This window comes from Pseudomonas sp. RIT-PI-r (genome assembly GCF_001297015.1).
Taxonomy (GTDB): Bacteria; Pseudomonadota; Gammaproteobacteria; order Pseudomonadales; family Pseudomonadaceae; genus Aquipseudomonas.
Map to the genome: position 1 here is coordinate 79761 of NZ_LIGE01000013.1, position 22447 is coordinate 102207.

21 protein-coding genes are annotated in these 22447 nt (G+C 60.8%); 9 read left to right on the top strand and 12 right to left on the bottom strand.

Features of this window, described 5'->3' with window-relative positions:
- Positions 1–108: 108 nt before the first annotated feature.
- Genes AK821_RS03100 through AK821_RS03115 form a run of 4 tightly spaced genes read right to left on the bottom strand, consistent with a single transcriptional unit; the run spans position 109 to position 2531 of the window.
- Positions 109–405, bottom strand: a complete 297-nt coding sequence (locus AK821_RS03100; protein ID WP_064388076.1) for a DUF167 domain-containing protein — start codon at positions 403–405, stop codon at positions 109–111.
- On the bottom strand, positions 402–992 hold the full coding sequence (locus tag AK821_RS03105) for a YggT family protein (protein ID WP_064388077.1): 591 nt from the start codon (positions 990–992) through the stop codon (positions 402–404). Before AK821_RS03105 ends, AK821_RS03100 begins: the two co-directional genes overlap by 4 nt.
- Positions 993–1002: 10 nt before the next feature.
- Entirely contained in the window at positions 1003–1821 is an 819-nt protein-coding gene (gene proC / locus AK821_RS03110; protein WP_064388078.1) for a pyrroline-5-carboxylate reductase, read from the bottom strand.
- Positions 1822–1844: 23 nt separating this feature from the next.
- Positions 1845–2531 carry a YggS family pyridoxal phosphate-dependent enzyme gene (locus AK821_RS03115; protein WP_064388079.1) on the bottom strand — a complete coding sequence of 229 codons (687 nt, stop codon included), beginning with the start codon at positions 2529–2531 and terminating at the stop codon, positions 1845–1847.
- A gap of 56 nt (positions 2532–2587) precedes the next feature.
- Between AK821_RS03115 and AK821_RS03120 the strand changes: the two genes are divergently transcribed.
- A complete protein-coding gene (locus tag AK821_RS03120) occupies positions 2588–3622 on the top strand; it encodes a type IV pilus twitching motility protein PilT (protein WP_064388080.1) in 1035 nt (344 codons plus the stop codon).
- 124 nt (positions 3623–3746) lie between these two features.
- Here AK821_RS03120 and AK821_RS03125 read toward each other — a convergent pair whose 3' ends face one another.
- Positions 3747–4364 carry a C40 family peptidase gene (locus tag AK821_RS03125; RefSeq protein WP_016985978.1) on the bottom strand — a complete coding sequence of 206 codons (618 nt, stop codon included), beginning with the start codon at positions 4362–4364 and terminating at the stop codon, positions 3747–3749.
- A 266-nt stretch (positions 4365–4630) separates the two neighbouring features.
- On the opposite strand from AK821_RS03125, the gene AK821_RS03130 reads away from it, so the two are divergent.
- Positions 4631–5044 carry an NINE protein gene (locus tag AK821_RS03130; RefSeq protein ID WP_161806643.1) on the top strand — a complete coding sequence of 138 codons (414 nt, stop codon included), beginning with the start codon at positions 4631–4633 and terminating at the stop codon, positions 5042–5044.
- 102 nt (positions 5045–5146) lie between these two features.
- On the opposite strand, the gene AK821_RS03135 is transcribed toward AK821_RS03130, so the two are convergent.
- From AK821_RS03135 to gshB, 7 genes are all read right to left on the bottom strand, one after another.
- Complete coding sequence (locus AK821_RS03135) at positions 5147–6418, bottom strand: dihydroorotase (protein WP_064388082.1); 1272 nt, start codon at positions 6416–6418, stop codon at positions 5147–5149.
- Positions 6415–7419, bottom strand: coding sequence for an aspartate carbamoyltransferase catalytic subunit (locus AK821_RS03140; RefSeq protein WP_007913665.1), 1005 nt, complete (start codon positions 7417–7419; stop codon positions 6415–6417). The genes AK821_RS03135 and AK821_RS03140 overlap by 4 nt, the downstream gene beginning before the upstream one ends.
- 27 nt (positions 7420–7446) lie before the next feature.
- Positions 7447–7953, bottom strand: a complete 507-nt coding sequence (gene pyrR / locus AK821_RS03145) for a bifunctional pyr operon transcriptional regulator/uracil phosphoribosyltransferase PyrR (protein ID WP_064388083.1) — start codon at positions 7951–7953, stop codon at positions 7447–7449.
- 80 nt (positions 7954–8033) lie between these two features.
- On the bottom strand, positions 8034–8471 hold the full coding sequence (gene ruvX / locus AK821_RS03150; RefSeq protein ID WP_034153652.1) for a Holliday junction resolvase RuvX: 438 nt from the start codon (positions 8469–8471) through the stop codon (positions 8034–8036).
- Complete coding sequence (locus tag AK821_RS03155; RefSeq protein ID WP_064388084.1) at positions 8471–9043, bottom strand: YqgE/AlgH family protein; 573 nt, start codon at positions 9041–9043, stop codon at positions 8471–8473. Before AK821_RS03155 ends, ruvX begins: the two co-directional genes overlap by 1 nt.
- A gap of 173 nt (positions 9044–9216) precedes the next feature.
- Complete coding sequence (locus AK821_RS03160) at positions 9217–10116, bottom strand: energy transducer TonB (protein WP_064388085.1); 900 nt, start codon at positions 10114–10116, stop codon at positions 9217–9219.
- A gap of 107 nt (positions 10117–10223) precedes the next feature.
- Complete coding sequence (gene gshB / locus AK821_RS03165; RefSeq protein ID WP_064388086.1) at positions 10224–11195, bottom strand: glutathione synthase; 972 nt, start codon at positions 11193–11195, stop codon at positions 10224–10226.
- Positions 11196–11420: 225 nt separating this feature from the next.
- Between gshB and pilG the strand changes: the two genes are divergently transcribed.
- From pilG to AK821_RS03200, 7 genes are all read left to right on the top strand, one after another.
- Positions 11421–11825, top strand: a complete 405-nt coding sequence (gene pilG, locus AK821_RS03170; protein WP_007913673.1) for a twitching motility response regulator PilG — start codon at positions 11421–11423, stop codon at positions 11823–11825.
- A gap of 60 nt (positions 11826–11885) precedes the next feature.
- The gene (gene pilH, locus AK821_RS03175; RefSeq protein ID WP_007913674.1) at positions 11886–12251 is read left to right on the top strand and encodes a twitching motility response regulator PilH; all 366 of its coding nucleotides are present in this window, start codon (positions 11886–11888) and stop codon (positions 12249–12251) included.
- 10 nt (positions 12252–12261) lie between these two features.
- Positions 12262–12801, top strand: coding sequence for a chemotaxis protein CheW (locus tag AK821_RS03180; RefSeq protein WP_007913675.1), 540 nt, complete (start codon positions 12262–12264; stop codon positions 12799–12801).
- A gap of 144 nt (positions 12802–12945) precedes the next feature.
- Positions 12946–14991 carry a methyl-accepting chemotaxis protein gene (locus AK821_RS03185; RefSeq protein ID WP_064388087.1) on the top strand — a complete coding sequence of 682 codons (2046 nt, stop codon included), beginning with the start codon at positions 12946–12948 and terminating at the stop codon, positions 14989–14991.
- An 11-nt stretch (positions 14992–15002) separates the two neighbouring features.
- Entirely contained in the window at positions 15003–20912 is a 5910-nt protein-coding gene (locus tag AK821_RS03190) for an Hpt domain-containing protein (protein ID WP_064388088.1), read from the top strand.
- Positions 20905–21375 carry a chemotaxis protein CheW gene (locus tag AK821_RS03195; protein WP_064388089.1) on the top strand — a complete coding sequence of 157 codons (471 nt, stop codon included), beginning with the start codon at positions 20905–20907 and terminating at the stop codon, positions 21373–21375. The genes AK821_RS03190 and AK821_RS03195 overlap by 8 nt, the downstream gene beginning before the upstream one ends.
- Before the next feature lie 509 nt (positions 21376–21884).
- A complete protein-coding gene (locus AK821_RS03200) occupies positions 21885–22250 on the top strand; it encodes a DUF6124 family protein (RefSeq protein ID WP_064388090.1) in 366 nt (121 codons plus the stop codon).
- Positions 22251–22447: the final 197 nt, after the last annotated feature.

Here is a 22447-nt window from a genome sequence, read left to right on the forward strand (position 1 = left end):
TACGCCGACCTGATCTATCCGGGCTGAACTCAGGTTCCGAAAACACCCTGGATCGGCTCCCTCTCCAGGGGGAGAGGGCTGGGGTGAGGGGCACAGACGCCGCAAAACTCAAGACAAGCGCCCAACCAACCCCGGCAAATCCGGCAACTTCTTCGGCGAGCAGATCTTCACCCGCTTCTGCCGGTTCAACTCACCACTGAGCAAACTGACCTGGCTCTTCGAAACGCCAAATGCCTTGGCCAGAAAGCCCATCAGGTAAGCATTGGCCTTGCCCTCGACCGGCCGCGCAGTCAGGCGAATCTTCAGACGATCGCCGTGCAGCCCGGCGAAGTCATCGCTGCGGGCTGCCGGTTGCAGGTGACACTCGAGGATCAAGTCGTCACCGTCCCATCGAAACCAGCTCACATCAGCAGACGGAGGATTTCCGGCATCATCGTCATCGCCGCCAGATTGTTGATCACCAGCATGTCGATCAGCTTCAGCGCCAGGAAGGCGAAGATCGGCGACAGATCCAGACCGCCGAGATTCGGCAGGATTTTGCGGAACGGCGCCAATGCCGGTTCGCAGATCTGATTAACCAGCTCAGCACCCGGATTGTGGCTGCCCGGCGCGACCCACGAGAGGATCACGCTGATGATCAGGGCGAAGAAGAAGATCTTCAGGAACAGCGCGGTCACCCCGATCAGCGACCAGATCACCAGTTGCAGCGGGTTACCGGTGGTGCCGTAAGTCAGCAGCAGGGTCAGCGCCATCAGCGCCAGTTGCACCAGAATCGCCAAGACCAGCGACGACATGTCGAGGCCGAACAGGCTCGGGATGATCCGGCGCAGTGGCTTGAGCAGCGGCTGGGTGGCTTTGACGATGAACTGGCACAGCGGGTTGTAGAAGTTCGCCCGTACCAGTTGCAGAACGAAGCGCAGCAGCACGATCAGCAAATACAGACTGCCGAGGGTTTGCAGCACGTAAACCGCTGCAGTGTTCAATCCAATCATGTAAGGCTCCTTATTTGCCCAGTTGTTCGGCCATTTCGGCCGAGCGGTGCGCGGCGGCGCCGAGTGCGGTTTCGACCAGGGCTTCAAAGCCATTGGCCTGGAATGATTTGATCGCGGCTTCGGTTGTGCCGTTTGGCGAAGTCACGCGACGGCGCAGTTCGGCGGCGTCGACATCGCTGGAAACCGCCATGTGTGCGGCGCCCAAGGCGGTCTGCAGAGTCAGTTGTTCAGCGATGTCCTTCGGCAGGCCGAGTTTGACGCCGGCAGCGGTCATGGCTTCGATCAGCAGGAAGAAGTACGCCGGGCCGGAACCGGAAACCGCAGTGACCGCGTCCAGTTGCTGTTCTTCATTCAGCCACAGAGCGATGCCCACGGCGGACAGCAGCTCTTCGGCTTGCTGACGTTGTTCGGCGGTCACTTCGCTGGTCGCATACAAACCGCTGACACCCTGACGCAGCAGCGCCGGGGTGTTCGGCATGCAGCGCACGATCGGCTGTTCGCCGAGCCACGCGGTCATGCTTGCGCAAGTGATGCCGGCAGCAATCGACACCACCAGTTGGTTCGGTTTCAGGCTCGGGCGAATCGCCTCGCACACGGCTTTCATCGCCTGCGGCTTGACCGCCAGTACGATGACATCGACGCCGTCGATGGCCTGGGCGTTATCGGCAAAGGTTTCGATGCCGTGTTCGGCGCTGACTTTGGTGCGGGTTTCTTCACCGGGGTCGCTGGCACGGATCTGCCCGGCTTCCAACCCCTTGGCACGGAGGCCGCCAATCAGACTGGCCGCCATGTTGCCCGCACCGATAAACGCAATACGTGTGTTGCTCATGTGTGGTCCTTATCTGGAATGGTTCAAGACTGGGAATAATCACGGGCGCCAAACAGGGCGGTACCGATACGCACCCAAGTGGCGCCTTGGGCAATGGCCGACTCGAGGTCGTGGCTCATGCCCATGGACAGTGTGTCGAGCGGCAGATCGAGGCTCGCCTGCAATTTCTGCACGGCGGCGAAGGCCGCGTCCTGCTCGGCGCGATCTTCTGTTGGCTCGGGAATTGCCATCAGCCCGCGCAGTTTCAGCCGGGGCAGGGCGCTGATGGCTTCCGCCAATGCCGGCAAGTCAGCCGGAGTGCAGCCGGATTTACTGGCTTCACCGCTGACATTGACCTGAATGCAGATGTTCAGCGGCGGCAGTTCAGCCGGGCGCTGTTCGGACAAGCGTTGAGCGATTTTCAGGCGATCCACGGAGTGCACCCAGTCGAAATGCTCGGCAATCGCCCGAGTCTTGTTCGATTGAATGGGGCCGATGAAGTGCCAGATCAAGGGCAGGTCGGCCAGTTCGAGCTGTTTGCCCAGGGCTTCCTGCAGGTAGTTCTCGCCAAAGTCACGCAGGCCGGCGGTATACGCTTCGCGCAACGCCTCGGCGGGTTTGGTTTTGCTCACGGCGAGCAACTGAATGCTGTTTTCGTCGCGGTTCGCAGCGTTGGCTGCTGCCTGGATGCGCGAACCAACCTGAAGAATGTTGTCTGCTATCGTGGACATCAAGAGGCGCCGGCGGTCTGAAGGTTCGCGGCATTCTACTGGAATTGAGGAGCGCTATGGATATCACTGAACTGCTGGCCTTCAGCGCCAAACAGGGAGCTTCCGACCTGCACCTGTCGGCCGGTCTGCCGCCGATGATCCGTGTCGATGGCGATGTGCGGCGGATCAATCTGCCGGCGCTGGATCACAAGCAAGTGCACGAATTGATCTACGACATCATGAACGACACCCAGCGGGTCGACTTCGAGAAACATCTGGAAACCGACTTTTCTTTCGAAGTCCCCGGTGTCGCGCGTTTTCGGGTCAATGCCTTCAACCAGAATCGTGGTGCCGGCGCGGTGTTTCGGACCATTCCGTCGAAAGTGCTGAGCATGGACGACCTCGGCATGGGCGATGTCTTTCGCAAGATCACCGACGCCCCGCGCGGGCTGGTGCTGGTCACTGGGCCGACCGGTTCGGGCAAGTCGACCACGCTGGCGGCGATGATCGATTACCTCAATACCCACCGGCATCACCACATCCTCACCATTGAAGACCCGATCGAATTCGTTCACGAATCGCGCAAATGCCTGATCAATCAACGTGAAGTCCATCGTGATACCCGCAGTTTCGCCACCGCTTTGCGCTCGGCGCTACGTGAAGACCCGGATGTGATCCTGGTCGGCGAGATGCGTGACCTGGAAACCATTCGCCTGGCGTTGACCGCTGCGGAAACCGGGCATCTGGTGTTCGGCACGCTGCACACCACCTCAGCGGCGAAAACCATCGACCGTGTGGTGGACGTGTTCCCCGGAGACGAGAAGTCGATGGTGCGTTCGATGCTGTCGGAGTCGCTACTGGCGGTAGTCTCGCAGACGCTGATCAAGAAGATCGGCGGCGGGCGGGTGGCGGCCCACGAGATCATGCTGGGGACGTCGGCGATCCGTAACCTGATCCGTGAGGACAAGGTCGCGCAGATGTATTCGGCAATTCAGACCGGTGGGTCGTTGGGGATGCAGACACTGGACATGTGCCTGAAGGATCTGGTGACCAAGGGCTTGATCAGCCGCGAGCATGCGCGGGAGAAGGCGCGTACACCGGATAATTTCTGAGGGAGTGATCGTTCCCACGCTCTGCGTGGGAATGCAGCCCGGGACGCTCTGCGTCCCTGCCGAAGCGGACGCGGAGCGTCCATTGAGGCATTCCCACGCGGAGCGTGGGAACGATCGGTTGGTGTTAGCGCTGAACCACGCGCATCTGGCTCTGTTCTTTCGGCAACACACGCTTGGCCACCACGTAGTGCTGCTGCCAGTACGGCTTGTTCAGCGTGTCGATGCTCACCGCTTTGCCACGACGCGGTGCGTGGATGAAGCGGTCGTTGCCCAGGTAGATGGCAACGTGGTTGACCCGACGGCTCTTGATGTTGAAGAAAATCAGGTCGCCCGGCTTCAGATCCTTGCGCTCGACTTTCTCGCCGTGGCCGCTGGCCATGGCATTCGAGGTGCGTGGCAGGTCGAACGTGGCGTCGTTGAACGCGTATTTCACCAGACCGCTGCAATCGAAGCCTTTACTTGGGCTGCTGCCGCCCCAACGATAAGGCGTACCGAGGACGTTTACCGCACGGCTCAGCACGTTGCTGCTTTCCTTGCTCGCCATCGGTGGCACCAGCTTGCTGTGGCTCTTGCTGCTCAGCGTGGTGGTTTTGCTTTTGCTGCTTTTGCTCGAAGGAGCCGAAGCATGGGATTTAGGAGTAAAGCCGTTAACGTTAGGAAGACGTTGCTCACGATTGGTGGCGTGGGCGGCCAGTGGCATTAATAGGCAGATGGTCAGCCATGTCTTGAAAAATGGTCGCATTAGGCGTGGCTCTTCAGTGATAGCGCGCAACTTTATAACAGAGTTTTTTTTCATTCCGAGTCCGTTGGTCGATTCAGTTGGCAGCCAACGGAACCAAATAAGCGGCAAATGGACGCAATTGTCGGACAGAAGTCAGGTGCTATAAGGCTTTGACGGTAGCAACGGTAACATTTGCCGTACGTCGGCTACCTGTAAAAAAGTCACAAAGAATTCAAGAATATTTATCTATCGTGTGAATCGAGGTCTTCATGAACCGCTATCAACAAATTGCACAGCCGCAAGATACACACAGCAAAGTCATCGGCTATCTGCTGTGGATTTTCGGTTTTACCGGCGCTCACCGCTTCTATTACGGCAAGCCAGTGACCGGGACGATCTGGTTCTTCACCTTCGGTCTGCTGGGGATTGGCTGGTTGATCGACCTGTTCCTGATCCCGGCGATGGATCGCGAGGCGGATCTGCGTTTTACCGCAGGGCCGATCGAATACAACGTGGCGTGGATTCTGCTGACGTTCCTTGGAGCATTGGGCGTGCACCGGATGTATCAGGGGAAATGGATCAGCGGACTGATTTATCTGCTGACGGGCGGGTTGTTCTTTCTTGGCGTGCTGTATGACTTCTGGACGCTGAATGATCAGGTCTCGGTGCGTAACGCCGAAGGCAGAGGCGCCTTCCAGTAGGCCATCGCTGGCAAGCCAGCTCCCACAGGTTTTTGCGCTAACCCAAAGATAGCGCAAGACCTTGTGGGAGCTGGCTTGCCAGCGAATGGGGGCAACCCGGTATCAAGCCTGGTGACTGATCCGCCCATCCACCAGCGTGTAGCGAACCACACCCGGCAAAGTGTGCCCAATGAACGGGCAATTCTCACCCTTCGACAACCAGCCTTCACCGGCCACCGTCGAAGCCTGCGGATCGAACAGCACGATATCCGCCGCCCCTCCCACCGCCAGTTTGCCCGCCGGCAAGCGCAGCGCTTCAGCCGGGCCAGCGCTCAAACGCGCCAGCAAGGTCGGCAGATCCAGCAAGCCATCCTCCACCAGCGTCATCGCCAATGGCAGCAACAGCTCAACACTGCTGATGCCCGGTTCGGTCGCGCCGAACGGTGCCAATTTGGCGTCACGTTCGTGCGGCTGGTGATGGCTGGAAATCGCCGACACCACGCCGGACTTCACTGCTTCACGCAGGCCATCACGGTCAGCACGCGTACGCAGCGGCGGCTGCACGTGATACAGGCTGCTGAAGTCGATCAGCGCTTCGTCGGTCAGAATCAACTGATACAGCGCGACATCCGCCGTTACCGGCAAACCACGGGCCTGAGCCTGCGCGATCAAGGCAACGCCGCGAGCGCTGGTCAGTTGGCTGAAGTGCGCACGCACGCCGGTCTGCTCGACCAGCAGCAGATCACGGGCCAATGCCACGGTTTCAGCGGTTTCCGGAATCCCGGGCAAGCCGAGGAAACTGGCTACTGCGCCTTCATGGGCCAGACCACCCTCGGCCAGATCATGATCCTGCGAGTTGAAAATCACCGTCAGGTCGAAAGTCGCCGCGTATTCCAGCGCCCGGCACAGGGTGCGGGTGTTGCGGAAACTCTCCAGACCGTTGCCGAACGCCACACAACCAGCGTCGCGCAACGCCACCAGCTCAGCCAGTTGTTCGCCGTCCAGACCTTTACTCAGCGCACCAATCGGAAACACTTTGGTGTTGCCGGCTTCGCGTGCGCGGTCGAGGATCAGTTCGGCCACGGCGGAGGTGTCGAGCACCGGTTTGGTTTTCGGCGGGCAGCACAGGCTGGTCACACCGCCAGCAGCGGCGGCGCGGGTTTCGCTGATGATTGAGCCTTTGCGGCTGTAGCCCGGCTCGCGCAGGGCCACATTCAGATCGACGAGGCCCGGAGCGGCGACAAGGCCTTGGGCGTCGATGGTTTCTACTGCGCTGAAACCGGCCGGGGCCGCGCCGAGGGCGACGATCTTGCAGGCTTCAACGTGAATGTCGGTGATTTGATCCAGGCCGCTGCTTGGATCGATGACGCGTGCGCCGAGAATGCTGAGCTTCACTGGGCGTTCTCCTGCTCGAATTGGCGCTGGGCCGTTTGCCCGCTCATGGCCATGGACAGCACAGCCATACGAATCGCGATGCCGTAGGTCACCTGATTGAGGATCACCGAGTGCGGGCCGTCGGCCACTGCGGACTCGATCTCCACCCCGCGGTTGATCGGCCCCGGGTGCATGACGATGCAATCGGGTTTGGCCCCGGCCAGACGCGCGGTGGTCAGGCCGAACAGGCGGTAGAACTCGCCCTCGCTCGGCAACAGGCCGCCGGTCATGCGCTCACGCTGCAGGCGCAGCATGATCACCACGTCGACGTCTTTCAGGCCTTCGGTCATGTCGGTGTAGACCTTGACGCCGTATTGCTCGATGCCGATCGGCAGCAGGGTTTTCGGCGCGATCACGCGGATGTCCGGGCAACCGAGGGTCTTCAGCGCGAGCATGTTCGAGCGCGCCACCCGCGAGTGCAGGATGTCGCCGACGATGGCCACCGAGAGGTTTTCGAAACCGCCCTTGTGCCGACGGATGGTGAGCATGTCGAGCATGCCCTGCGTCGGGTGAGCGTGACGGCCGTCACCGCCGTTGATGATCGCCACTTGCGGGCAAACATGCTCGGCGATGAAGTGCGCTGCACCGGAATCACCGTGGCGCACGACGAACATGTCGGCGGCCATGGCTTCAAGGTTGCGCAAGGTGTCGAGCAGGGTTTCGCCCTTGCTTGCCGACGAGGTCGACACGTTCAGGGTGATCACGTCCGCCGACAGCCGCTGGGCCGCCAGTTCGAAGGTGGTGCGGGTGCGCGTGGAGTTTTCGAAGAACACGTTGCACACGGTCTTGCCGCGCAGCAACGGGACTTTCTTCACCGCCCGGGCACCGACTTCGAGGAACGAGTCGGCAGTGTCGAGGATTTCCGTCAACAACTCGCGGCGCAGGCCGTCGAGCGAGAGGAAGTGGCGCAGCTGGCCCTGATCATTGAGCTGCAGCGGGCGCTTGGTATCTAGAGGCGTCATCGCGAAGGGGACTCTCAATAGGGCGGATTAAAGGTTGAAGTCTTGCAGTTCGAGCGTCAGCGGCTCGGGGCCGGACAGCTTCACCCGTTCGTGAGCAGCCAGCGACAGCGTCGCGCCGACCACATTCGGGCGGATCGGCAACTCGCCGGCGTCCAGATCCAGCAGGCAGACCAGGGTCACACTGGCCGGGCGGCCGTAGTCGAACAATTCGTTCATGGCGGCGCGGATGGTGCGGCCGCTCATCAATACGTCGTCGATCAGCACCAGATGCTGGCCTTCGATCTCGAAGGGCAGGGCGGACGGGCGCACTTGCGGGTGCAGGCCGTTCTGGCTGAAGTCGTCGCGGTAAAAGGACACATCGAGCGTGCCCAGTGGCGCGTCGCTGCCCAGTTCCTTGAGCAAGGCCTGCGCGACCCAGATGCCGCCGGTGCGGATGCCGATGTAACGCGGTTCACTGATGTCACGCTGGGCAAGGTGCGCCTTGAGGCGGGTTGCCATCTGGCTGATCAGATCGGCGGGATTTGGCAGGCTCATGGTTGCTCCTTGTTGGGGGCGAGTAGGGTCCTTGGACACGACTCGGTTTTTCACTCAAAAGAAAAGCGCCGAAGCGCTTGTCAGGATTCAAACAATGCAGTGTTTTCATCGAGCCAGCCCTGCAACAGCAGAGCGGCAGCGATGGCGTCCACCGGGTTGTCGCGGTAACTGCCTTTCTGGCCGCCACGGGCCAGGCGTTCGCCTTTGGCCTCGAAGGTGGTCAGGCGCTCGTCGTGGGTATAGAAGGGCACATTGAAGCGGCCGTTGAGGCGGCGGGCGAATTTCTCCGCGCGTACGCACATGTCGCTTGGCGTGCCGTCCATGTTCAGCGGCAGGCCGACGACGACGGCGTCGGGTTTCCATTCTTTTATAAGGGCTTCGACCTGGTTCCAGTCCGGCACGCCGTTCTGTGCCTTCAAGGTGCACAGCTCGCGGGCCTGGCCGGTGATCACCTGACCGACGGCAACGCCGATCTGTTTGGTGCCGTAGTCGAAGCCGAGAATCAGGCGCAGGGCCATCAGGCGTGACCTGCCTGGCTGGTCAGCAGGCTGAGGTTGATCCCCAAATGCCTGGCCGCCGCTTCCAGACGCAGTTCGCTGCTGGTGTTGAACAGGATGTCGGCGTCGTACGGGCAGTTCAGCCAGGCGTTGTCGGCGAGTTCCGCTTCCAGCTGCCCGGCTTCCCAACCGGCGTATCCGAGGGCAATCAGGCTTTTCGCCGGGCCGACGCCGTCCGCGATGGCGAACAGCACGTCCTGCGAGGTCGACAGAGCCAGATCGCCGTCCAGCTGCGCGGTGGCCTGGAAGGTCTTGCCCGTCGGGTGCAGGACAAAACCGCGATCGGTCTGCACCGGGCCGCCGATAAAGATCGGTACATGCTGGCAGAGTGCTGGCGGGTCGATGTCCGGGCGCAGTTGCTCAAGGATGTCGGCCAGATTCAGCTCTTGCGGTCGATTGACCACAATCCCCATAGCGCCATTGGCCGTGTGCTCGACGATGTAGGTCAAGGTGTGGGCAAAGTTCGGGTCGGCCATGTGTGGCATGGCGATCAGGAATTGATGCTTGAGGTAGCTGGGGCTGACGTTTTTCATGTGCGCTAGTGTGGCGTTCGGGGGGCAAACTGACAAGCTGGAGATGCAGGTGACACACCGATCCAATGTGGGAGCGAGCCTGCTCGCGAAAGCGGTGTGTCATTGAACATTGCTGTGGCTGATCCACCGCATTCGCGAGCAGGCTCGCTCCCACAGGGGGTTATGCGGTGTATTCAGTTGCTTGAGAGCTTGTCGCCCCGGGCGAATTTCCAGGTACGAATGATTTCCAGACGGTCGATATCCGACAAGTCCCCGGTAAACGGGGCAAACGGTGCCGCCAGTCGAACAATGCGCTGCGCCGCCTGATCCAGCAGCGGCTGGCCGGACGATTCCAGCACCAGCACTTCATACAGCGAACCGTCGCGGTTGATCGAAACCATCAGGCGCAAATTGCCGTAGATCTGCTTGCGCCGGGCTTCCTCGGGGTAATTGAGGTTACCGATGCGTTCGACCTTCTTGCGCCAGTCATCCTTGTACCAGGCACCCTTGTCGCGCATGGTCGACGCCGCGCTCAAGCGGTGAATACGCGGGCGCTTGGCGTACAGCTGTTGTTCCTTGGCCAGTTCGGCTTCGAGGCTGGCGATGTCGCTGGACAGCTGCGAGCTATCGAACTCCGGTGCGTCGACCGTCGGTTTGACCTCGGTCTTGGTTTCTTCTTTCTTGGTCGGTGCTTTTTTCGGCTTCGGCGCAACGGTGGTCACCGCAGCCTTGGGCGCGGCTTCCTGCACTTGCGGCTTGGCGGCCGGTGGCGGGGTGACTTTCTTGACCTGATTGTCCTGGAATGGCGCGACCTCGGTGGTCTTTGGAATCGCCTTCTTGTCCAGCGTGCCGCTGCCTTCCTGATGTTCTTGGGCGAGAAAGTCAGCCTTCTCCGGCTTCTTTTCGCTCTTGAAGGTGGCGAGGGTGATTTCCAGGGTTTTGCTGATTTGCTTGGGCTCGACCATCGTGAAGCCGACACCGAGCAGCAGCGCCAAGTGGATCAGCGCCGCAAGAAACAGGGTAAATCCGAGGCGATCGGCCGGGCGCACGCCACGGTGGGCGAGTTCTGCGGGCAGATCGGACGGGAGGGTCATGACAAGAAAACCAACATCGCGTTTTTCAGAGGCTGCGCATGATAACGCAATGTTGGTTTCACGCCTTGGGCTTCACGCTTCAAGCGACAGACTGCATGTGACGTGCATCAAGCTTGTGGCATTTTGCCGGCGGCTTGCAGCTTCTTGGCGATCGCGTCCATCAACATGCCGCCAATGTCGGTGCCGAAGGCGTTGTCGATTTCACGGATGCAGGTCGGGCTGGTGACGTTGATTTCGGTCAGGCTTTCGCCAATCACGTCGAGACCGACGAACAGCAGGCCTTTTTCGCGCAAGGTCGGGCCGACTTGAGCCGCGATCCAGCGATCCTTTTCAGTCAGCGGACGCGCTTCACCACGGCCACCGGCGGCGAGGTTGCCACGGGTTTCGCCCTGCGCCGGAATCCGCGCCAGGCAGTAATCCACCGGCTCGCCGTCGATCATCAGGATGCGTTTATCGCCGTCCTTGATTGCCGGCAGATAGGCTTGGCCCATGATCTGCTGGCCACCGAGGGCGGTCAGGGTTTCGAGAATCACCGACAGATTTGGATCACCGGCGCGGTGGCGGAAAATCGAAGTACCGCCCATGCCGTCCAGCGGCTTGAGGATCACGTCGCCGTGTTTGGCGGCGAACTCGCGCAGCACATCGGCGCGACGGCTGACGATGGTCGGCGGCGTGCACTGCGGGAACAGCGTGGCGAACAGCTTTTCATTGCAGTCGCGCAGGCTCTGCGGCTTGTTCACCACCAGTACGCCAGCGGTTTCAGCCTGTTCGAGCAGGTAGGTGGAGTAGACGAACTCCATGTCGAACGGCGGATCCTTGCGCATCAGGATCACGTCGAGATCGCTCAGCAGGTTGTCCTGCTCGGCGTCCAGTTCGAACCATTTTTCCGGGTTGGCGAAGACTTTCAGCGGCTTCATGCGCGCCCGGGCCTGACCTTCACCCTGATACAGGTCGCGCTGTTCCATATAGAACAGTTCCCAGCCACGCTTCTGCGCGGCCAGCAGCATGGCCAGCGAGCTATCCTTTTTATAGGAGATGCTGGCGATAGGGTCCATGACAATCCCGACGCGAACGCTCATTGGGTTTTCCTCGAAAATTGGCTACCGGATCGGTATTGAAAAAGTGCCGCCAGAGTGGCGCCGGGCGGGTTTTCGGTCAAGGAAAAACCCGTCGATAGATTGCATCTGGAGACTGTGCTAAAAAGGCTGGCGTAGCGTGCTGGCCCTTGAGCATCAAGGGTTTCGAGCCATTCATAACCGCAAAACGGACAAATTGATTCGCAAAGGCGACGGTAGAGCCCTCTTATGGAACAGCAGTCCAGCGCCTTGAAGGTCATGGTGATCGACGACTCGAAAACGATTCGTCGCACCGCCGAAACATTGTTGAAGAATGTCGGTTGCGAAGTGATCACGGCGATCGACGGTTTCGACGCCCTGGCGAAGATCGCCGACAACCATCCCGGGATCATTTTTGTCGACATCATGATGCCGCGTCTGGATGGCTATCAGACCTGCGCTTTAATCAAGAACAACAGTGCGTTCAAGGCCACGCCGGTGATCATGCTGTCATCGCGTGACGGGCTGTTCGACAAGGCCAAGGGGCGGATTGTCGGTTCTGATCAATTTTTGACCAAGCCTTTCAGCAAGGAAGAACTGCTCAACGCGATTCAGGCCCATGTTCCGGGCTTTGCCGCCGTTTTGCCGCAGTAAGACACGTACAGTGACGCTCGGCCAGCGGGCCGCGCGTCGACAAGAAAAATGGGGAAAACCATGGCACGTATCCTGATCGTCGATGATTCGCCGACTGAAATGTACAAACTGACCGGCATGCTCGAAAAGCACGGTCATGAAGTGTTGAAGGCCGAGAATGGCGCCGACGGCGTGGCCCTGGCCCGTCAGGAAAAACCCGACGCCGTGCTGATGGACATCGTCATGCCCGGCCTCAACGGTTTTCAGGCCACCCGCCAGTTGACCAAGGATGCCGACACCAGCCACATCCCGGTGATCATCATCACCACCAAGGATCAGGAAACCGACAAGGTCTGGGGCACCCGTCAGGGCGCCAAGGACTACCTGACCAAACCGGTCGACGAAGACACCCTGATCAAGACCCTGAACAACGTACTCAAAGGCTGATCGCGCGACCATGAGCGAATCGCTGACCGCGTTCGAACTGCTCTGGCAAATCGACCAGCGCTGCCGCTTGCTGGCGGCGGACCTGCCGTCGCAACCGGCGCGTCAGGATCGCTGGAGCGGCATCGGCTTTCGCCTCGGCGAGCATTGGTATGTGGCGCCGATGGGCGAAGTCAGCGAAGTGCTGCACGAACCGCGCTTCACTCAATTGCCCGGGGTCAAGCCGTGGGTCAAAGGCGTGGCTAACCTGCGCGGGCGGCTGCTGCCGATCATGGACCTGTGCGGGTTCTTCGGGCATGAGCTGTCGCCGCTGCGTAAACAGCGGCGGGTATTGGTGGTCGAGCATGGCGATGTGTTTGCCGGGCTGATGGTCGATGAGGTTATTGGCTTGCAACATTTCGAGCAGGACAGCTTCGAACCGATCTCGATCAGCAAGCGCCAGGGCTCCAAGGCCGAGTTCGTCAAAGGCTATTTCCGCCGTGAGCAGAACTGGCGGGTGTTCAGCTTGTTCGCGTTGGCGAAATCCCCGGTGTTCATGAGCGTCGCGATATAGCCGTTACAACAAAGATCCCTTGTAGGAGTGAGCCTGCTCGCGATTCAGGCACCGCGGTGTATCAAGTACACCGCGTTATCGTTCAATCGCGAGCAGGCTCACTCCTACAGGTTCTACCGGTGAGCTTCAAACAGGCGAGGACCGATGATAAAAGCAAAAACAGGCAAGCCGGCGGAAGGATCGCGCAGTCGCTCGCAGATCATCGTGCTGTTCATCGCACTGATCGTGTTCATCATGCTGCTGTTCGCCAACTTCGCTTACCTCAACACCCAGGCGAACTACGACAAACAGTACATCGGCCACGCCGGTGAGCTGCGCGTGCTCTCGCAACGCATCGCCAAGAACGCCACCGAAGCCGCCGCCGGCAAGGCTGCCGCGTTCAAGTTGCTCAGCGATGCGCGCAACGATTTCGCCCAGCGCTGGGGTTACTTGAAGAAGGGTGATCCGGCCACTGGCCTGCCGCCAGCACCGGCCACCGTGCGCCCGGAAATGCGCGCCGTGCAGCTCGACTGGGAACGCCTGCTGAAAAATACCGACGCGATTCTCTCCAGCGAACAGACCGTGCTGTCGCTGCATCAGGTCGCCGCGACCCTGGCCGAAACCGTGCCGCAGTTGCAGATCGAATACGAAAAAGTCGTCGAAATCCTCCTTCAGCGTGGTGCACCGGCCGCGCAAGTGGCGATGGCCCAACGTCAGTCGTTGCTGGCTGAACGTATCCTCGGCGCGGTCAACACCGTGCTTGCCGGCGACGAAAACTCGCAGCAAGCTGCCGATGCCTTTGGCCGCGACGCCACCCGTTTCGGCCAAGTGCTTAACGGCATGCTGCAAGGCAACCCGGCGCTGAAAATCAGCCAGGTCGAAGACCGTGATGCCCGCGCGCGTTTGAGCGAAATCTCCGAGCTGTTCCAGTTCGTTTCCGGCTCGGTGGATGAAATCCTCGAGACCTCGCCAGAGCTGTTCAAGGTGCGTGAATCGGCGAGCAACATTTTCAGCCTCTCGCAAACCCTGCTCGACGAAGCCTCGCACCTGGCCACTCGCTTTGAGAACCTTGCCGGCGGGCGCAATACCGACACCATCGGTGGCTACGTTTTGGGCTTGCTGGCGCTGGCCTCGATCATCCTCATCGGTCTGGTGATGGTCCGCGAAACCAATCGGCAACTGCGCGAAACCGCCGAGAAGAACGAGCGCAATCAGAACGCGATCATGCGCCTGCTCGATGAAATCGAAGACCTCGCCGATGGCGACCTCACCGTGACCGCCTCGGTGACCGAAGACTTCACCGGCACCATCGCCGACTCGATCAACTACTCCGTCGACCAACTGCGCGATCTGGTTGCGACCATCAACCTCACCGCCGGCCAGGTCGCCGCAGCGGTGCAGGAAACCCAGGCCACCGCCATGCACCTGGCCCAAGCCTCGGAGCATCAGGCCCAGCAGATTTCCGAAGCCTCGACGGCAATCAGCGACATGGCTGAATCCATCGATCAGGTTTCGGCCAACGCCGCCGAATCCTCTGCCGTAGCCGAGCGCTCCGTGGAGATCGCCAACAAGGGCAACGAGGTGGTGCACAACACCATCCACGGCATGGACAACATTCGCGAACAGATTCAGGACACCGCCAAACGCATCAAGCGCCTCGGCGAGTCGTCGCAGGAAATCGGCGACATCGTCAGCCTGATCGACGACATCGCCGACCAGACCAACATCCTCGCCCTCAACGCGGCGATTCAGGCGTCCATGGCCGGTGATGCCGGGCGCGGGTTTGCCGTGGTCGCGGACGAAGTGCAGCGCCTTGCCGAACGCTCGTCTGCTGCCACGCGACAGATCGAAACTCTGGTGCGGGCGATTCAGACCGACACCAACGAAGCCGTCATCTCGATGGAACAAACCACCACAGAAGTGGTGCGCGGCGCGCGACTGGCGCAGGATGCCGGTGTGGCCCTGGAAGAAATCGAAGGCGTGTCGAAGACCCTTGCGGCGCTGATTCAAAGCATCTCCAACGCGGCGCAGCAGCAAACGTCTTCCGCCGGGCAGATCTCGCTGACGATGAACGTGATCCAGCAGATCACCTCGCAGACCTCGTCCGGCTCCACGGCCACTGCGGAAAGCATCGGTAACCTGGCGAAAATGGCCAGTCAGTTACGCCGTTCGGTGTCCGGCTTCACCTTGCCGGCGGCGGAAAAAGTGTGATCGGAGCGGTTATGGGTGACCGGCATGACTACGTGGCCCTCGAATGGGTCAAAGGCGAAATTGCCGAAACGCTGAGACAGGCGCATCAGGCGATTGAAGCCGTGCTCGACGATCCGCAGGCCTTCCCGGGGCTGGACGAGTGCCTGGCATACATCCATCAGGTCCACGGCAGCCTGCAGATGGTCGAGTTCTACGGCGCAGCCTTGCTCGCCGAAGAGATGGAACATCTGGTCGAAGCCTTGCAGCACGAGCGCGTCAGCCATCGCGACGAAGCGCTGCACCTGTTGCTGCAAGCCCTCGGGCAATTGCCGATCTACCTCGACCGCGTGCAGAGCGCTCGGCGTGATTTGCCGTTGGTGGTGCTGCCGCTGATCAACGATCTGCGCAGCGCCCGGGGCGAAAGCCTGCTCTCGGAAACCAGTCTGTTCAGCCCGCAGCTCCCCGAACTGGCGCCGCTGCGGGCCGACGAACTGGCACTGCTCGAACCGACGGAACTGCCGAACGTACTGCGCAAATTACGCCAGATGCTGCAAATGGCGCTGGTCGGTTTACTGCGCGAACAAGATGACCAGACGCACCTCGAATACTTGGCCAAAGTCTTCACCCGCCTCGAAGCGCTGAGCGGTGATTCGCCCCTGAGCCCGTTGTGGCAGGTCGCCTCGGCGCTGGTCGAAGGCATGCGCGCAGGCGTGATCGCCAACAGTCCGGCGCTGCGCAGCCTGTTCAAGGACGCCGACAAAGAACTCAAGCGCCTGCTCGAGCAAGGCCTGTCCGGCCTTAATCAACCGGCGCCGGCGGAGCTGCTGAAAAGCCTGTTGTTCTATATTGCCAAAGCCGAACATCCCACCGGGCAGATGCTGACCATGAAAGATCGCTACTCCCTGGACGACGCGTTGCCCGACAGCGCGATGGTCGATGAAGAACGCGCGCGCCTGGCCGGCCCCGACCGCGATGCGATGCGCTCGGTGCTGGCAGCGCTGTGTGAGGAACTGGTGCGGGTCAAGGAACGCCTCGACCTGTTCGTGCGCAGCGACCGCCAGCACACTTCCGATCTGGAAAGCCTGCTGGCACCGCTGCGGCAGATCGCCGACACGCTCGCCGTGCTCGGTTTTGGCCAGCCGCGCAAAGTCATCATTGATCAATTGGCGGTGGTGCTCAGCCTCGCCCAGGGCCAGCGTGAGCCGAACGACGCGATCCTGATGGATGTTGCCGGCGCGCTGCTCTACGTCGAAGCGACGCTGGCCGGAATGGTCGGCACCGTCGAGCCGGAAAATCCGGAAGACGCGCGCCTGCCAACCACAGACCTGACGCAGATTCACCAGATCGTGATCAAGGAAGCGCGCATCTGCCTGCAACAGGCCAAGGACATGATCGTCGACTACATCGACGCCGATTGGGATCGCCAGCAACTGCAACCGTTGCCGGCGCTGCTGACTCAGGTGCGCGGTGCGCTGGCGATGATTCCGTTGAATCGCGCGGCGAGTCTGGTCGAGGCGTGCAACGGTTTTATCCGCGAACATTTGCTAATCGATCCGCATGAGCCGGGCTGGGAGCAACTGGATCATCTGGCGGATGTCATCAGCAGCCTTGAGTATTACCTCGAACGCTTGAGCGACGATCCGCAGGCCCCCGGCGAACAACTGCTGGATGTCGCGCAGAAATCCCTCGCCAGTCTCGGTTTCTTTCCCGATGAGCAGCCCGGTGCGCCGCACGTGCCAGTACTCGATGATGTCCTCAGCCCGAGCGAAGCGCTGGTGATGCAGGACATGCAGGCGCTGGATGACCCGGAAATCGTGCAGTCGCTGGCCGACGTTCTGGCCAGCCCGGTGTCTGCGGTCAACCCGCCAGCACTGATCACCCCCGGCAGCCTGATGCCGCCACCGGCCGATGAAGAACCGGTCGACGATGAACTGCGCGAAGTGTTCCTCGAAGAGACCGACGAGGTCCTCGAAGTTCTCCACGAATACCTGCCGCGCTGGATCGCCAATTCGCAGGATCGTGATGCGCTGACCGAACTGCGCCGCGCTTTTCACACCCTCAAGGGCAGCGGGCGCATGGTCCGCGCGCTGATTCTCGGTGAGTTGGCCTGGTCGGTGGAAAACCTGCTCAACCGTGTGCTTGAACAAAGTGTCGAGCCGGGCTCGGTGGTGCAGCAAGTGCTGACCGACACCGTGCTGTTGTTGCCCGAGTTGATCAGCGAATTCGCCACCAACAGCCAACGCCAGCGCAGCGATGTCGATCAACTCGCTGCCCGCGCTCACGCCTTGGCCAAGGGGGACGAGCCGCTGGCTGCCGAAGACGTCGACGATGTCGCGGCGCTCGATCCGCTGCTGCTGGAAATCTTCCGCAAGGAAGCCGAAACCCACCTCGCCAGCCTCAATCGCTTCCTTGATCAGGCCGCCGAGCATGTGCCGTTGCAGGCCAGCGACGAATTGCAGCGCGCCCTGCACACGCTCAAGGGCAGCGCGTCGATGGCAGGCGTGTTGCCGATTGCCGAACTGGCCGCATCGCTCGATCAATTGGCTCGGGAGTTCAAGGCGCATCAGTTGCCGCTGGACCTCGATGAAGTGGAATTGCTGCTGGAAGCCGAAGGCCTGTTTCGTATCGGCTTGCGCCAGCTCAAGCATGATCCGCTGGCGCCGATTGTCGGTGCGCAGTCGCTGATCAAACGCACCGACACACTGCTCGCCGAGCGCCTGGAAACCATCCTCAATGCGCCGAACACCGGCCTGCGGATCAAGCGTGATCCGCAACTGATCAACAACTTCCTCGCTCAAGGCATGGACATCCTGCTCGACGCCGAAAGCCTCTTGCAGCGCTGGCAGCAACACCCCGGTGAGCGTCAGGAACTCAGCGCCTTGCTGGATGAACTGACGACGCTTGGCGAAGGCGCGCACATGGCCGATCTGCTGCCGGTCGATGTGCTCTGTGAAGCCTTGCTCGACCTGTATGGCGCGGTGGAAGAAAGCAGCCTGGCGGTCAGCGAGCGGTTTTTCCAGGAAGCGCAAAACGCCCATGAAGCGCTGATCAACATGCTCGACGAGCTGGCCGCCGGGCAGGAAGTCACGCCGCAACCGGCGCGGATTCGGGCCCTGCATGACCTGCTCGATGAGAGTCTCGACCCGTCGTCGATGGGCCTGATTCGCAGCGATGGCAGCCGCACCCTGAGCATCCGTGAACTGGGCAGCGCCACCGCCGAGTTGCAGCAAAAGGCAACGGCGCTTGAACCCGATGATGAGATCGTCGAGATCTTCCTTGAAGAGGCCGTGGACATTCTCGACAGCTCAGGCCAAGCGTTGCAGCGCTGGCTGAGCGACCCGGACAACGTTGCGCCGCTGTCCTCTTTGCAGCGCGATTTGCATACGCTCAAGGGCGGCGCGCGGATGGCTGAAGTCGAGGCCATCGGCGATCTGGCTCAAGAGCTGGAAAGCCTTTACGAAGGTTTGGTCGATCGTCGTTATCACTACAGCGAAAGCCTGGGGCGCTTGCTGCTCAAGAGTCATGACCGCTTGGCGCTGTTGCTTGATCAGTTGCAAAACCATCAGCCGCTGACCCCGGCGCAGGATCTGATCGACGCGATTCGTCAGGTTCGCCAAGGCCCAATCGTCGCCGAAACGCCGCCAGCAACGATTGATCACGACAGCGCCGGCCACGACCCGGAGCTGCTGGAGATCTTCCTCGAAGAAGGTTTCGACATCATCGAAAACTCTGGCGCCGCATTGCTGCGCTGGCAGGCCGAGCCGGGCAATCGTCAGGAGGTGGAAACCCTGCTGCGCGATCTGCACACCCTCAAGGGTGGTGCGCGGATGGTCGAGATCGGCCCGATCGGCGACCTCGCCCATGAGCTGGAATACCTTTACGAAAGTCTTTCCAGCGGCGCGTTGCAGCCATCGGCGGAGCTGTTTGCGCTGGTGCAGCGCGGGCATGATCGCTTGGCGCAAATGCTCGATGGCGTGCGCGCCGGGCAACCGTGTCCGCCAGCGGATCGGCTGATCAACGCGATCCAGAATTTCAGCCATCCGGTGACGGTAAAAACGCCGCCAGTGCTACCTGTGCCGGTCAAGACTGATGCGGCGCCACCGACCTCCGAAGCGGGCGCAGACATGGTCAAGGTCTCCGCCGAACTGCTTGATGAACTGGTCAATCTGGCCGGCGAAACCTCGATCTTCCGTGGTCGTATCGAACAGCAAGTCAACGACGCACAGATCGCGCTGAACGAGATGGAAACCACCATCGAACGGATGCGCGATCAGTTGCGCCGTCTCGACACTGAAACTCAGGGGCGGATTCTCAGCCGTCAGCAAGTCGATGCCGAACGCCTCGGCTACGAGGAATTCGACCCGCTGGAAATGGACCGCCATTCGCAGTTGCAGCAACTGTCGCGGGCGCTGTTTGAATCCGCCTCCGATTTGCTCGACCTCAAGGAAACCCTCGACCGCCGCAATCACGACGCCGAGAACCTGTTGCAGCAACAGGGCCGCATCAACACCGAATTGCAGGAAGGCCTGATGCGTACGCGCATGGTGCCGTTCGAGCGCATGTTGCCGCGCCTCAAACGCATCGTTCGCCAGGTCGCTGAAGAGCTGAATAAAGACGTCGCGTTTGTCGTCGGCAACGCCGAAGGCGAGATGGATCGCAATGTGCTCGAACGCATGGCGGCGCCGCTGGAACACATGCTGCGCAATGCCGTCGACCATGGTCTGGAGTCTGCCGAAGTGCGGCTGGCGGCGGGTAAACCGGCGCAAGGGCAGATCAGCCTCGACCTGTCCCGCGAGGGCGGCGACATCGTTTTCGATATTCGCGATGACGGCGCCGGGGTGCCGCTGGAAGCGGTGCGGCGCAAGGCGATCAAGCGTGGCATGCTCGCGCCGGAAGCCGAGATCAGCGACCGCGACGTGTTGCAGTTCATCCTCCAACCGGGGTTTTCCACAGCGGAGAAGATCACCCAGATTTCCGGACGTGGCGTCGGTATGGACGTGGTGCACGAAGAGGTGCGGCAACTGGGCGGCAGCATGAGCATCGACTCGGTGCCGGGGCAGGGCGTGCATTTCCGCATTCGCCTGCCGTTCACCGTGTCGGTCAACCGTGCGCTGATGGTGCAGTGCGGTGAGGATCAATATGCGATCCCGCTGAACACCATCGAAGGCATCGTTCGCGTGTTGCCGAATGATCTGGAAGCGCACTTCCGGGTTGATCCGCCGCGTTACCAGTACGGCGGCCAGACCTATGAACTGTGCTACCTCGGTGAACTGCTGAAAACCGCGCTACGGCCGAAACTGCTTGGCCAGAATCTGCCATTGCCGGTGCTGCTGGTGCACTACAACGACCGGCGCATCGCGGTGCTGGTGGATACCATGGCCGGCACCCGGGAGATCGTGGTCAAGAGCCTCGGCGCGCAATTCGCTGCGGTGCAGGGCGTGTCCGGCGCGACGATTCTCGGCGATGGCCGGGTGGTGCTGATTCTCGATCTGCTCGCGCCAATCCGCGCGATGCAGGCGCGAGTTGCGCAGACACCGACGCTGCCGGAGATCGACAGCGAACCACACAAACCGCTGCTGGTGATGGTGGTCGACGACTCGGTCACCGTGCGCAAGGTCACCAGCCGCTTGCTCGAACGCCACGGTATGAACGTGCTGACGGCCAAGGACGGTGTCGACGCCATGCTACTGCTGGAAGAACACATGCCTGACCTGATGCTGCTCGACATCGAAATGCCGCGCATGGACGGCTTCGAAGTCGCTACCCAGGTGCGCAACGACGAACGCCTGCAACACCTGCCGATCATCATGATCACCTCGCGTACCGGGCAGAAACACCGCGACCGCGCCATGGCGATTGGCGTCAACGACTACCTCGGCAAGCCGTATCAAGAGTCGGTGCTGCTTGAAAGCATTGCCCACTGGAGCAAGAAACATGCATGAGCGCCGGCATAATCAGCGCAGCAGTCAGCTGACCGGGTTGCTGCTGCCGTTGGCGGATCGCAATTTGATTTTGCCTAACGTCGCTGTCGCTGAGTTGATTGACTATCAGGCCAGTGCCTTCGATCTCGATACGCCGCCTTGGTATCTGGGGCGGGTGAAGTGGCGCGAGCGGCAGATTCCGTTGCTGAGTTTTGAGTCGGCGTGCGGGCAGAAAATTGTCATTGGCGAGCGCGCGCGGATTGTCATCCTCAATGCCCTCGGCGGGTTGCCGGAGCTGAAGTTCATTGCGCTGCTGGTGCAGGGGATTCCGCGGTCGTACAAGCTCGACAGTCAGTTGAGTTATGTCGATGTGCCGTTGTGTGGGTTGGAGCAGGCGGCGGTGCAGGTCGGGGAACAGGTGGCGAAGGTGCCGGATTTGTTGGGGTTGGAGCAGTTGTTGGTGGATGCTGGGCTGGTTCACTGATCCAGAATTTTCATTGGCCTGACTGGCCTCATCGCGAGCAGGCTCACTCCTACATTTGGAATGCATTCCCCTGTAGGAGTGAGCCTGCTCGCGATAGCGCCTGCGGCATCCACCAAAATCCGACAGACAAATCCTCAATCCCCGCAGCGCAATAAACGCATCCAGGCACATCTGTTTAAAGACACCCGGTGTTACGGCTCCCTAACCTACAAATCCTTGCGCCGCTGCCTACGCATGTACCAGAATCCGCCGGCTTGTGCGCCTAGGGCTGGCTGCGTAACTTGATTCCGTCACTGATTCCCAGTGATCGGGTTTAGCAGCCCGGCTTTGTCCTTACCTCGGTTGTACAAGTCTCATCCAGTCAGGCGTTCGCCTGCGCTTGATGGTGGCTGTGCGCATGGCACCTTCGGGTGCGCCGGGTTGGGGTTTGACCGGTCTGCTAACTTGCGCATAGCCGCCACCCTACCGTTTAGCAGCGAGATGGTGAGGCCTAATAGAGGTTCATCCCCATGTTCAAACCAACGCCTAACCCGCCGCCCACCGACCCGGCACCCCCCTACGAAACCCCCGACTCAAAGAAATTCCACGAAGCCGCCGAGCGCGCCCTCGACCATTGCCTCGGCCCGACCAACGCCGACCTCATGGCCACGCCCTACACCCCGAACACGCTGTACATGGCCAATCCCAATGCCGACACCGAATCCCTGCTGGCCGACGCCAGTGAAACTCTCGGTTCCGCTACGGTTATGCTCAACAACCATGCGGCAATGGTGGAAGGTACACACCGCAAGACTGTGCAAGGTATTGCGCAGGTGGTGATGGTGGCGGAGATGGCCGTCAACCGTTTGTTGGACAGGTTGGTGCCGACGGAGTGACTTAAAAGCTGACCCTCACCCCAGCCCTCTCCCGGAGGGCGAGGGGGCCGACCGAGGTGTCTGGCGTGATACATCGACCTGAAAAACCGAGTCGATTATGGATTCGGTAAAGCACGATCAGGTCGGCGTATCTCTAAAGCATCCCCCGTTCAGTCCCCTCTCCCTCCGGGAGAGGGCTAGGGTGAGGGCGGCTCTTG